The 11,697-nt window shown below is 61.2% G+C and carries 11 protein-coding genes; 10 read left to right on the top strand and 1 reads right to left on the bottom strand.

Going from position 1 to position 11,697, the window contains the following annotated elements:
* Positions 1 to 46: 46 nt before the first annotated feature.
* From FSY45_RS17500 to FSY45_RS17450, 10 genes are all read left to right on the top strand, one after another.
* The gene (locus FSY45_RS17500; protein ID WP_046460459.1) at positions 47 to 1,024 is read left to right on the top strand and encodes a tripartite tricarboxylate transporter substrate binding protein; all 978 of its coding nucleotides are present in this window, start codon (positions 47 to 49) and stop codon (positions 1,022 to 1,024) included.
* Positions 1,025 to 1,226: 202 nt separating this feature from the next.
* Positions 1,227 to 1,448 carry a recombinase-like helix-turn-helix domain-containing protein gene (locus tag FSY45_RS17490; protein ID WP_046460460.1) on the top strand — a complete coding sequence of 74 codons (222 nt, stop codon included), beginning with the start codon at positions 1,227 to 1,229 and terminating at the stop codon, positions 1,446 to 1,448.
* Between the two features lie 24 nt (positions 1,449 to 1,472).
* Positions 1,473 to 2,498, top strand: coding sequence for an aromatic ring-hydroxylating dioxygenase subunit alpha (locus FSY45_RS17485; protein WP_003060441.1), 1,026 nt, complete (start codon positions 1,473 to 1,475; stop codon positions 2,496 to 2,498).
* Complete coding sequence (locus FSY45_RS17480; RefSeq protein ID WP_004340351.1) at positions 2,495 to 3,454, top strand: PDR/VanB family oxidoreductase; 960 nt, start codon at positions 2,495 to 2,497, stop codon at positions 3,452 to 3,454. The genes FSY45_RS17485 and FSY45_RS17480 overlap by 4 nt, the downstream gene beginning before the upstream one ends.
* A 50-nt stretch (positions 3,455 to 3,504) precedes the next feature.
* Positions 3,505 to 4,569, top strand: coding sequence for a porin (locus FSY45_RS17475; protein ID WP_046460461.1), 1,065 nt, complete (start codon positions 3,505 to 3,507; stop codon positions 4,567 to 4,569).
* A gap of 149 nt (positions 4,570 to 4,718) precedes the next feature.
* On the top strand, positions 4,719 to 5,987 hold the full coding sequence (locus FSY45_RS17470) for an MFS transporter (protein WP_039050292.1): 1,269 nt from the start codon (positions 4,719 to 4,721) through the stop codon (positions 5,985 to 5,987).
* A 771-nt stretch (positions 5,988 to 6,758) separates the two neighbouring features.
* Positions 6,759 to 7,703 carry a dihydrodipicolinate synthase family protein gene (locus FSY45_RS17465; protein WP_046460462.1) on the top strand — a complete coding sequence of 315 codons (945 nt, stop codon included), beginning with the start codon at positions 6,759 to 6,761 and terminating at the stop codon, positions 7,701 to 7,703.
* 212 nt (positions 7,704 to 7,915) lie between these two features.
* Entirely contained in the window at positions 7,916 to 8,548 is a 633-nt protein-coding gene (locus FSY45_RS17460; protein WP_034350798.1) for a TRAP transporter small permease, read from the top strand.
* 1 nt (position 8,549) lies between these two features.
* Positions 8,550 to 9,815, top strand: a complete 1,266-nt coding sequence (locus FSY45_RS17455; protein WP_046460463.1) for a TRAP transporter large permease — start codon at positions 8,550 to 8,552, stop codon at positions 9,813 to 9,815.
* 45 nt (positions 9,816 to 9,860) lie between these two features.
* Positions 9,861 to 10,853, top strand: coding sequence for a TRAP transporter substrate-binding protein (locus tag FSY45_RS17450; RefSeq protein ID WP_046460464.1), 993 nt, complete (start codon positions 9,861 to 9,863; stop codon positions 10,851 to 10,853).
* A 78-nt stretch (positions 10,854 to 10,931) separates the two neighbouring features.
* Here FSY45_RS17450 and FSY45_RS17445 read toward each other — a convergent pair whose 3' ends face one another.
* A complete protein-coding gene (locus FSY45_RS17445; RefSeq protein ID WP_012840221.1) occupies positions 10,932 to 11,642 on the bottom strand; it encodes a GntR family transcriptional regulator in 711 nt (236 codons plus the stop codon).
* Positions 11,643 to 11,697: the final 55 nt, after the last annotated feature.

Below are 11,697 nucleotides of genomic sequence, written 5' to 3'. Positions count from 1 at the left end.
GCCGGCATCCCTCCCACCACGATTCCACAACCCCACGGGCTATTCCATGAAGAACATTCGTCGCCAGGTAGTTATCTCTGCTGCATTGCTGGCTGCAGCCCAGATGTCCGGTTCCGCGCTGGCGCAAGCCTATCCGAGCAAGCCCATCACCATCGTCGTGGCCTATCCGGCCGGCGGCGATACCGATGCCATGGCGCGCCTGTATGCAGAGAAGCTGGGCCAGCGACTCGGCCAGCCCGTGGTGGTGGACAACCGGCCCGGTGCCAGCGGCACCATCGGCACCGTGCATGTGGCCAAGGCCGCGCCCGACGGCTACACCTTGCTGCTGGCGCCCAATACCTTTGCCATCGCCCAGTTCGTGCTCAAGACCAACGCGGGTTCGAGCTATGACGTGCTCGGCGGCTTCACGCCCATCGTGCAGACCAGCGTGCAGCCCATGTTCGTGGCTGCCAGCCAGGGATCGGGCATCAAGGATATCAAGACCCTGGCGAGCCAGGGCAAGCGCGACGGCCTGACCTATGCCAGCCCGGGCAGCGGCTCGCCCATGCACATCCTGGGCGAGATGTTCAACAAGGCCGCTGGCACCAAGCTGTCCCACATTCCCTACAAAGGCGTGGCGCCCGCAGTCAACGATCTGATCGGCGGCCATGTTCCCACGACCTTCATGACCTGGGGCCCCATCGCGCCCTACGCAGGCGGCAAGGTCAATGTGCTGGCCGTGGCCGATGCCCAGCGCAGCCCGTTGGCACCGAATGTGCCCACGCTGGCCGAGCAGGGCGTCAAGGATGTGGAAGTGTCGGCCTGGCAAGGCCTGTTCGGTCCCAAGGGCATGAAGCCCGAGACCGTCAAGCTGCTGAACACCCATCTCAATGAAATTCTGAAGATGCCCGATGTGGTCAGCAAGATGGCTGCCTTCGGCGCCCTGCCTGCGGGCGGCGAGCCGGCACGTCTGGAAAAGACCAGCGCTGCCGACTACAACCGCTTCGGCAAGCTCATCAAGGACCTGGATATCCGGGCTGATTGAATGACCTACCCCCTGAGTCGCTTCGCGCCTTCCCGTTGCACGGCGCCCGACACCCTCGGTGCGGGGCGGCGTGGCCGGCCCAGGCCCTTCCTCGGTGTCCCTGAGGTCGGGCCGCGCCAGTTTCACGCGATACGGGTGGCACGCAGCGCTCCGGGCAATGAAACCGAACCACGATTCAAGACAGTTTTCGAAGGAGAGAACCATGGCCGCTGATCGATATCTCGAGCCGCATCAGGCGCGCGAGCGCGCCTCCACCCTGTTTGAAGACCTGCTGGGCGACTCCATTGAGCGCGCCTTCGGCGAGGGCGTGCAGACGCTGCCCGAGCTGGTGGCCTACATCAACCGCAGCGGCCCTGCCGGCGAGAACGGCGAGCCCTGGACCGAAGTCAGCTTTCAGGCGCTGATGGCCCGTCTGGGCTATTGAGACAGAACAGGACAGGAGTACCCCATGAACGTACAAACCATCACCATCGATCCGGTGGACCGTCTGCTCAATACGGGTCTGAAGAACCTCTGGTATGCGGTCTGCCCTTCGGATTTCGTCAAGACCGAGCCTGTCTCGCTGCGCCGCTTCGGCCGCAAGATCGCGCTGTGGCGCGATGCTGCCGGCCAGGTCCATGCGCTCGAAGACCATTGCCCGCATCGTGGCGCGCCGCTGTCCCAGGGCGTGATCCTGGGCGACCGCCTGGCCTGCCCCTACCACGGCGTGGAAGTGCGCTGTGACGGCACGGTGACCAAGGTGCCCGGCAGTCCCGGCTGCAAGCTCGAAGGCTCGCGCGCAGCGCTGGCCTTCCATGTGCGCGAGATGCACGGCGCGATCTTCCTCTACAACAGCGACAAGCATGTGGACGAGGCTCCCGATTTCAGCCTGCCCGAGGAGCTGAGCTCTCCCGAGTACTCGAACTTCCTGTGCTATGCCGAGTGGCGCAGCGACTACCGCTACGCGCTGGACAACGTCATGGACCCCATGCACGGCACCTTTCTGCACAAGCAGTCGCACTCCATGGCCGAGGGCGACAGCAAGGCCAGCTTCCAGGTGCGTGACACCGATCACGGCTTCGTGTTCGAGAAGGTCGGCCAGCGCGGCGTGAACTTTGACTGGACCGAATACGGCGAAACCGGCGCGCAGTGGATGCGCCTGGAGATTCCCTATCCCAAGACCGGCGGCCCCGGCGGCAACTTCGCCATCGTCGCCTGCGTCACGCCCATCAGCTCCGACCTGTGCGCCGTGTTCTTCTGGCGTGCACGCAAGGTGCAGGGCTGGATGCGCGACACTTGGCGCTTCCTCTACCGCAACCGCCTCGAGGCGCGCCACTGGGCCGTGCTGGAGCAGGACCGCATCATGATGGAGCAGATGGAAGCCGACGCCAATGAGCGCGAGAACCTCTACCAGCATGACATCGGCCTGGTGCGCCTGCGCCGTCACCTGCGTCGTCAGGCCCAGGAACAGATCGACGAAGGCATCGCATCATGAGCAACAGCTTGCAGGCCTTTGTGCACACGCTGCGCTTCGAGGCCCAGGACACCATCAGCGTGGAGCTGCGCCCGGTCGATGGCGGCGAGTTCCCGGCCTTCACGGCCGGCTCGCATATCGACCTGCACCTGCCCAACGGGCTGGTGCGCAGCTATTCCCTGTCCAACGACAGCAGCGAGCGCCACCGCTACGTGGTCGGCGTGCTGCGCGATCGCGCCAGCCGCGGCGGCTCGCGCTGCGTGCACGAGTCGCTGCGCGTGGGCATGCCCATCACCATCTCCGAGCCGCGCAACCACTTCGCGCTCGACGAGGCGGCGACGCATTCGGTGCTGGTGGCCGGCGGCATAGGCATCACGCCCATGCTGTGCATGGCACGCCGGCTCAAGGCCCTGGGGCATTCATTCGAGATGCTGTACTTTGCGCGCGAGCGCAAGAGCGCGGCCTTTCTGGCCGAGCTGCAGGCCCTGGGCATGCCGCTGCATCTGCACTTCGATGCGGAAGCGGGCGGACCGCCCGACCTGAAGGCATTGCTGGCGCAGCGCGCACCCGACGCGGGCCTGCACCACTATTCCTGCGGCCCGACGCCCATGCTCGACGCTTTCGAGAAGTTCTGCGCCGAGCTCGGCCATGCCAACGCCCACATCGAGCGCTTCACGCCGGTGGAGGTCAAGGCATCGTCCGATGCGCGCAGCAACTACACGGTGGAGCTCAAGCGCAGCGGCCGCTTCATCGAGATCACGCCCGAGAAATCCCTGCTGGACACGCTGCTGGACGCCGGTGTCGATGTGGACCACAGCTGCTGCGAAGGGGTCTGCGGCTCCTGCGAGACCCGCGTGCTGGAAGGTGTGCCCGACCACCGCGACTCGGTGCTCAGCCCCAAGGAGCGCGCCGGCAACAAGGTCATGATGGTCTGCGTCTCCGGCTGCAAGAGCGAGCGCCTGGTCCTGGATATCTGAGCCGCTGCATCAGATCTGCGAAACACCACCACCCCTAGAGGAGACAAACCATGAAATCCATCCATACGCCGGCCCTCGGCGTGGCGCTAGCCTGCCTGGCGTCCTTGCCCGGTGCTGCTTCGGCACAGTCCAAGGTCGAGCTTTTCGGCGTCGTCGACGTCGGCGTTGCCCATCTGGGCGGCTCGGGAGCCTCCAAGACCGGTCTTTCCACAGGCGGTGCCAACATCAGCCGCCTGGGCTTTCGAGGCACAGAGGACCTGGGCGGCGGCCTGAAGGCGGGATTCTGGCTCGAGGCCGGCCTGGATGTGGACAGCGGCGCCGGCAAGGCCACGGGCGGCGGCCTGAACTTCAACCGCCGCTCCACCGTCAGCCTGATGGGCAACTGGGGCGAGGTGCGCTTGGGACGCGATGATTCGGCCACCTTTCTGAATACGCTGATCTTCGACCCCTTCCTGACCAACGGCGTTGGCGGCACGGGTGCCTTCACCATGCTGGGCATTCCGGGCATCCCCTCGACTGGCGGTGCGCCCATACAGATCAGCAACGCCGTGAGCTATTTCCTGCCCCAGAACCTGGGCGGCTTCTACGGTCAGGCCCAGCTGGCATTCGGCGAGCAGCCCAGCGGCGCGCCCAACAAGCGCGAGGGCGACTATCGCGGCCTGCGCCTGGGTTATCGCCAGGGCGCTTTCAATGGTGCGCTGGCCACGGGCCGGCTCTACGGCAACACCCGCGACACCAATCTGACGGCGAACAATGTGGGCCTGTCCTACGACTTCGGCGTGGCCAAGCCCATGCTGCTGTGGGCCTCGGAAAAGCGTGGCTCCACCAAGATCACGGCCGTGCAGCTGGGCGTGACCGCTCCCGTGGGCAATGGCGAGGCCCGTGCCTCCTTCGGCCACTACAACCTGTCCGGCAGCAATGCGGACTGGAACAAGATCAGCGTGGGCTATGGCTACAACCTCTCCAAGCGCACACAGGTCTACGGCACCTATGCCTTCCTGAAGAACAAGGGCTCGGCAGCGAAGTCCATCGGCGTGCAGGGGCTGAGCGCTCCCGGCACCACGCCGGGCGGCAACTCCAATGGCCTGGAACTGGGCATCCGCCACTTCTTCTGATCCTGCCCCGTCGGGCCGGCATCGGTCGGCCTCGGGGTGTCGGCGGCATCACTGCCGTCGTACCGCGCGCCCGCCAGGACGTGCGCCCTGGCGGGGCCGGCGGGTGCCGGTCCCGGCTTTTCTCTCTCAACGCTAGCCGGACTCCTATCATGAAAGACTCACGCTCGTTGCGCTGGTGGGGCGTGGTCACGCTGTTCGTGATCGTCGCCATTTCCTACGTGGATCGGATCAATATCTCGGTCCTCATCACCGATCACGACTTTCTGTCGCACATCGGCCTCACCCCTGACGACCGAACGCGCCAGGGCCTGCTGGCCACGGCCTTCATGGTCGGTTACGGTGTTTCGTCTTTTGTGCTCACGCCGTTCTGTGCGGCGTTGTTCGGCGTGCGCCGCAGCCTTTTCGCGGGGCTGCTGCTGTGGGGTGTGGTGACCTTTCTGTCGCCGGCCATGAACAGCTACGGGCTGCTGCTGGCATCGCGCATTCTGCTGGGTGTGTCCGAGGGACCGCTGTTCTCGCTGGCAGGCAGCTACATCAAGGCGCATTTCGAGAGCCGCGAGAACGGCAAACCCAACTCCCTGGTCAATATGGGCACCGGGCTGGGCCTGGCGGTGGGCTATCCCTTCGTCGGCTACCTGGTCGTGGGCCACAACTGGGAGACCTCGTTCCATGTGCTGGGCCTGATCAACGTGTTGCTGGGCGTTCCGCTGGTCTGGGCCTTTGTGCGCATGCCCAAGGTGGAGACCGGCATGCCCAAGCCTCAGTCGGTGGGCGAGGCCGTGGGCCAGGTCGGCCAGATCGTGCGCGGTGCCATGCACACGCGCTATCTGTGGTTGATCACCATTCTCACGGCGGCCTTTCTGTCCTATCTCTGGGGCAGCAGCAACTGGCTGCCCGCCTATCTCAAGGAGTCGCGCGGCTTTTCCATGCGCGAGATGGGCTGGCTGGCTTCGCTGCCGCAATATGCGAGCGTGGCGGCGGTCTTCGTCGGAGGCATGATCATCGACCGCATCGCGCGCCGCCAGGTGCCGCTGATCTTTGTTTTCGGCAGCCTCGGCGTGGCGATCGCCGTGTGGCTGGCCATCCATATGGAAGACCGCTATGCAGCGGCCTATTGCCTGATTGCCGCCAACTTCTGCTGGGGACTGATGAGCCCGGCCATTCCGAGCACCGTGCAGCACTGCGCGCGGCCCGAGCATGTGGCCAGCGCCTATGGCGTGGTCAACGGCGCGGGCAGCCTGGTCGCGGGCTTCATGCCGGCCATCATGGGTGCGGTGATAGGTGCGCTGTCGGCCCGCGGCGGCGTGGCGGCGGGATTCTTTGCAGGCTTCGCGGCGCTGATAGGCACGCAGGTGATCGTGATGCTGTGCGGCATCGTGCTCTGGGTGCGCGAGCGCGGTGAGGGTAGTGCAGCGTAAGCTACCCTCAACCTATTCAGTGGAAGCAGTCTCAGATCATCCTGACTTATGCATCTGTGATGCTGCTCAGACGATAGCTTCTGCAGTGCAGTGACCTTGTCTCTGCGACCTGTGGATTTTCAGTCCTGGGCCTGCGCTTGACTTCATCCCATGCGTGCATGGGGCAGGGCTGAGGTGGACTGCGTCAATGCACTTGGTCCTTGGTGCTGGCAGACTGGAACTGCGGTAATGAGCGATGACGAACATCGCATTCAGCGCGTCCGCGACCATGTGGAACAAGCGCGCGAACTCATCGAACTGGGATGCAAGAGGCAGTCCCGTCGGCATGCGACCGGGACCAGCGCAAAGCTGCCTCCATGAGCGGTTTGTGTTCCATACAACGATCACCTGTGCATCCTGACCCTGGCGCAGCGTCAGCGTGGCCCGGCGCCGGGTTTGACCGCAGCGCCGGGCAGTAACTGAGGGCGGTGCTTCTGCCGCTGCGGGGCCATAGTCGTGAGCGGACCGCTGCCTGGATGCAACGGGAGGGCGGTGGCGATCTCGGCGAGGTATCCAGGAGAACCCTATTGCATAACGCCTAAGAACTACTTAGTCTTCGTTTCCGAATATTCCAAATATATTTACAGTCTATTTAAAGACGAGGTATTTCACCGCTCATCTGGATTCCGTGCGCTGATGCAGCGTGCGTTATCCCAAAAAACGGTTTCGTGCAACGGACTTGCGCGGAACTGAAGGCGGTGTTCTTAGGTGGTTTTTTACAAGGGTAGTTTTATGGAAACGAACATCTTTACCGGCACCATTCCTGCACTCATGACTCCATGCACCGCACAAGGCACGCCAGATTACGACGCGCTGGTCGCCATGGGCAAAGAGCTCATGGCCGCAGGCATGAGCGCTGTTGTGTATTGCGGATCCATGGGGGATTGGCCTCTTCTCACGGCAGAGCAACGCCAAGAGGGCGTGGCCAGGCTGGTGGCCGCAGGTATCCCGACCATTGTGGGGACCGGCGCGGTGAACTCGAAAGAAGCCGTGGCTCATGCCGCCCACGCTGCGAAAGTGGGAGCACAGGGGTTGATGGTGATTCCTCGGGTGTTGTCGCGCGGCACTTCCCTGGCTGCGCAGAAAGCCCACTTCACTGCTATTTTGGAAGCCGCCCCGAAGCTGCCGGCCGTGATCTACAACAGCCCACACTACGGCTTTGCAACTCGCGCCGACATGTTCTTTGAGCTGCGCGCCAAGTACTCCAACCTGATCGGCTTCAAGGAGTTCGGTGGTGCAGAAGGCCTGCGCTATGCCGCAGAGCACATCACCTCGAAAGACAACGACGTCACATTGATGGCGGGTGTCGACACCCAGGTGTTCTATGGTTTTGTGAATTGCGGTGCGACGGGTTGCATTACGGGCATTGGCAATGCACTACCCAAGGAAGTTCTGCTCCTGGTTGAGCTGAGCAAAAAAGCAGCCCTGGGAGATGTCGTTGCTCGGCGTCAAGCCCAGGAGTTGGATGCTGCACTGGCTGTGCTGTCGTCCTTTGACGAAGGCACGGATCTGGTTCTGTACTACAAGCACCTGCTGGTCCTCAACGGCAAGAAGGAGTACACGCTGCACTTCAATGCAAGCGATGTATTGACCGACTCACAACGCCGGTATGCCGAATCCCAGTATCAACTCTTTCGCAACTGGTATGCCGCCTGGTCCAAGGGTCTGAGTCATTGATCCAGCGTGAGTCAGCTCCCCGTGGGGAGCTTTTTTTGGGGCATCGATCCAGATCGGAAGCTTGCATCTTCCAGGAACCAGGGTTAGCAGTTTCGCCGGGTTTCCAGGCAAACACCTATTGGATCAATTGAAAGAACTTCTAATATATTTAATATATTTTTGAGATGTATTCAATCTTCTGCGCCTCATTTCGTCAAATCTAAAGAACCTATATGGACGATACAACCCGACCCGCTACCGCCATCAAGCAGCCGCCATGGATTGTGCGCTGGGTGCTGGATGCCTCTGATGCGCTGCTGCGCATAGAACGGTGGTTGCTCACCTTCGCGATGTGTTTTCTGACCGCACTCATTTTGCTCAATGTGGTGACACGCTACAGCGGCATGCCGCTGTACTGGGTGGATGAAGCGGCGGTGTACACCGTGGTCTGGCTCACCTTCATCGGTGCTTCGGTCATGACGCGCCTGCGACTGGATTTTGCAGTGACGATGCTCACCGATAAGCTGAGTCCTCGCAACGCGCGGCGTGCCAAGGTGATTGCCACGGTCGGAGTGCTGTTTTTTTCTTTGGCGCTCTTTGCGATGTGCTGGCGTTGGATGGATCCCATTGGTATTGCCAGCAAGGGGTTTGATGCCAAGGAATACGCGGCGGAGTCGTTTAACTTTCTCTATACCGAACACACCCAGACGCTGGAGTGGCCGGTCTGGGTGCTGCAACTGATCATGCCGATCTTCGCAGTCTGTATGAGCCTGCATGCACTTGCCAACCTGTTGGAAGACATGAGCCTCGCACCCAAGCGCCAGCACCCTGGCTTTGCGGCAACCAACCCGGACGCGGTGAACTGACATGCTGACCTCCATTTTCTTCATCGCAATCATGATGGTGGGTGTTCCCATCGGCCTCTGTCTTTGCCTTTCGGGGATTTTTTATATCTACAACACCGAGAACACGGTGTTGCTGCAGTCCTTTCCTTCCCAGATGTTCGGGGGGGTGGACAGCTATGGCCTGATCGCCATACCGCTATTTATCTTGATCGGTGAGGTCATGAACAGCGGCGGCATTACACGCCGACTGGTGGACTTGTCGATGGCTTTTGTGGGCTCCATCAAGGGCGGGCTTGCCTATGTGAATATCCTGGCCAACATGCTGGTGTCATCCATCATTGGCTCCGCAACGGCGCAGGTGGCCATCATGTCGCAGGTGATGGTGCCGGAGATGGAGAAGCAAGGCTATGACAAGACCTTTGCTGCAGGCCTGACCGTGTATGGCGGCATGTTGGGTCCGATCATTCCGCCGTCGGTGATGTTTGTGGTCTACAGCGTGCTGGCCCAGGTCGCGGTGGGCGATATGCTGATCGCAGGCATATTGCCAGGTGTTCTGTTGACGGTGCTGTTCTTTGCAGTCATTGCCTGTATGGGCGTGATCTACAACTATCCACGCAGCCCCAAGCGAACCTTGCTCGAACGGGCCAAGACCGTGCTGGTTTCCAGCCCGACATTGTTGATTCCGCTGGTCATCGTGGGTTCCATCCTCACCGGCTTCGCCAACCCCACGGAGGCTGCCGCTGTGGGCGCGATCAGCGCAGTGTTGGTCGGTCGCTATGTGACCCGTGAATTCAAATACTCAGACCTGGGCGCGATCATGCTGCGTTCGGGCATCTACTCGGCCATCGTGCTGTTTCTGGTTGCAGCAGCGGCAGTGTTCTCGTGGTTGTTGATATACGGCAAGGTGCCTCAGATGGTCGCTGCCTGGGTGCAGACCGTGGCGCATGACCCGATTACCTTCCTGCTGCTGGTCAACGTGATTTTGCTGGTCATTGGCACGGTGATCGACGGCATTCCAGGCTTGATCATGACCGCGCCGATTCTTCTGCCCATCGCCACCGAGATCTACCACATCGATCCCCGCCACTTTGGAGTGGTGATCGTCATCAACCTGGTGCTGGGATTGATGACGCCGCCGGTGGGGCTGAGCTTCTTCGTGGCTGCAGCGGTCACTGGTGCCAAGCCGGGTCCCATGTTCGTCGTCACGTTGCCATTCTTCATCATCAGTTGCGTGGCACTTGTCATGCTCTCGCTGTTCCCCAGCTTGTCGTTGGGTCTGCTGAACTGATCCGATTCTTCGCCCTGCTTCGCCTTTCCCTCTACGGAGTTTTTCATGACACTCAATCGACGCCACTTTCTTCAGACCACGGCTGTTGCCGCTGCTCCACTGGCCTTTGTGACGCCTTCGCGTGCGGCTGCGGCCAAGGAACTGCGCTTAGGCGTCATCACGCCTGCTGGGCATTCGTGGAATCGCGCGGCGGTGCAGTTTGGAGAAGCTTTGGCGAAAGAAACCAATGGCAGGCTCAAGGTGACCGTCTTTCATTCGGGTCAATTGGGTAATGAGTCGGCCATGATGCAGCAGCTGCAATCGGGTGCGCTGGACATGGGGTGGATTCAGGCGGCAGAGCTGGGAACGCGTGTTCCGAGCGTAGCCTTGATCAACGCGCCATATCTTGTCCGATCCACTGCTGCTGTAGCGAAGCTGGTCAAGACGCCTGCAGCCTTGAAATTGCTGGATGTGCTGCCGCGCGAAACCGGCTGCATCGGTTTGGGCTGGGGCATCACAGGCATGCGTGTGGTGTTCTCGAACAAGGAGATCAAGACGCCCAATGACCTCAAGGGTATGAAGCTGCGTATTAATCCGACGCCGGTTTACCGTGACTTCTACCAGTATTTCGGGGCAGCGCCGACTCCCATTCCCACACCAGCGGTGTTCGATGCCATGACCAATGGACAAGTGGATGGGCTCGAGGCGGATATAGAGCTCTCTTGGAGCCAGCGCTTTGACAAGGTGTCGAAACTGATGATGCCCATGAACGCGCTGTTCATGCCTGTGGCACCACTGTTCTCGGGTCGTATCTGGGCTACGCTGGATGGGAAGGACCGTGACCTGATTCGCCAATTGACCAGCCAAGCCTTGGACGGCCAGATCAACGATATCGTGACGACAGAGGTTGGCCTGCTGGAGAAACTCAAGAAGGAGTCGATTGTCATTCGCGATATCAATGCCTTTGACAATAAGCCTGCGATTGATGCCTTCGACAAGATCTGGCTGCCCAAAGCGCCTCAGATTGCAGAACTGCGCGCGGTGGGAGCCAAGCTCTGATTGATGATCAGGGGGCGCCGATTGGGAGGCGCCATGAATATGCACAGCAGGCCGCCCCCCCTGGGAGCGGTCTGCTGTTTAGCTTTCGATAATGCGTCTGGCAAAAGCTTCCAGATAGTCCATCAGGCGGTTGGCGCCGGTAATGGCGGCCGCTTCATCCCCGGTAGAGATACCCTGAGCCAGCTCCAGATGAGCAAGTGCGCCTTCAAGGATATCGCCTTCATGCTGGTAGGCATACCAAAAACGTCTGCACTGCACGATCAGAGGCGTGACGCTTTTGACTGCTGAACGGTTGCGGCTGGCAGTATGGATGATGGCATCGAGCGCATGATCCTCATGCATGTACTCTTCCAGGTTGCCGCGCTTGGCTGCAGCGACCATCTGCTTGGCACATTGGAGGATATCTTTGCGCTGCTGCACCGAGGCTCGCCGGGCAGCGCAAGCCGCCAACAGATTCTCCAGAACCCTGCGTGTCTGGATGACGTCCAGGTGCTCTGCCAGATCGATGTTGGAAACCAGTAGTCCGCGGCGCGGCTGCTGGACGATCAAGTCGATGGAGATCATGCGCAGCAATGCCTCGCGCACAGGCGTCCGGCCCATGCCAGTGCGCTCTGCCAGCTCCGCCTCCACGATGGGACTTCCAGGCTCAAGCTGCATGGTCGACAGCATGGTTTCAATGGCGTCGTAGGCAAGGTCTGCAGCACGGCGCTTCACCGTAGGCAAAGTCTTGGTTTTTGTGGCAGCGGCTTTTACACGTGCAGCTGGAGATTTCTTGGAAGTTGGCATCAAAAAAGCGTGCTGTCGCCATCGTGTCGCAAGAGCAGAGATGGCGGGGTTTTGATTA

This window comes from Comamonas sp. Z1, assembly GCF_008121555.1.
Taxonomy (GTDB): domain Bacteria; phylum Pseudomonadota; class Gammaproteobacteria; order Burkholderiales; family Burkholderiaceae_C; genus Comamonas; species Comamonas thiooxydans.
The sequence above is the reverse complement of the archived record's forward strand: the minus strand, read 5'-3'. Positions and strand labels throughout refer to the sequence as shown.

Bases quoted from the DNA above. Each gene is read 5' to 3' on its own strand.
- FSY45_RS17475 (WP_046460461.1), top strand. From the start codon at position 3,505: ATGAAATCCATCCATACGCCGGCCCTCGGCGTGGCGCTAGCCTGCCTG.
- FSY45_RS17450 (WP_046460464.1), top strand. From the start codon at position 9,861: ATGACACTCAATCGACGCCACTTTCTTCAGACCACGGCTGTTGCCGCT.
- FSY45_RS17480 (WP_004340351.1), top strand. From the start codon at position 2,495: ATGAGCAACAGCTTGCAGGCCTTTGTGCACACGCTGCGCTTCGAGGCC.
- FSY45_RS17455 (WP_046460463.1), top strand. From the start codon at position 8,550: ATGCTGACCTCCATTTTCTTCATCGCAATCATGATGGTGGGTGTTCCC.
- FSY45_RS17460 (WP_034350798.1), top strand. From the start codon at position 7,916: ATGGACGATACAACCCGACCCGCTACCGCCATCAAGCAGCCGCCATGG.
- FSY45_RS17465 (WP_046460462.1), top strand. From the start codon at position 6,759: ATGGAAACGAACATCTTTACCGGCACCATTCCTGCACTCATGACTCCA.
- FSY45_RS17500 (WP_046460459.1), top strand. From the start codon at position 47: ATGAAGAACATTCGTCGCCAGGTAGTTATCTCTGCTGCATTGCTGGCT.
- FSY45_RS17485 (WP_003060441.1), top strand. From the start codon at position 1,473: ATGAACGTACAAACCATCACCATCGATCCGGTGGACCGTCTGCTCAAT.
- FSY45_RS17490 (WP_046460460.1), top strand. From the start codon at position 1,227: ATGGCCGCTGATCGATATCTCGAGCCGCATCAGGCGCGCGAGCGCGCC.
- FSY45_RS17470 (WP_039050292.1), top strand. From the start codon at position 4,719: ATGAAAGACTCACGCTCGTTGCGCTGGTGGGGCGTGGTCACGCTGTTC.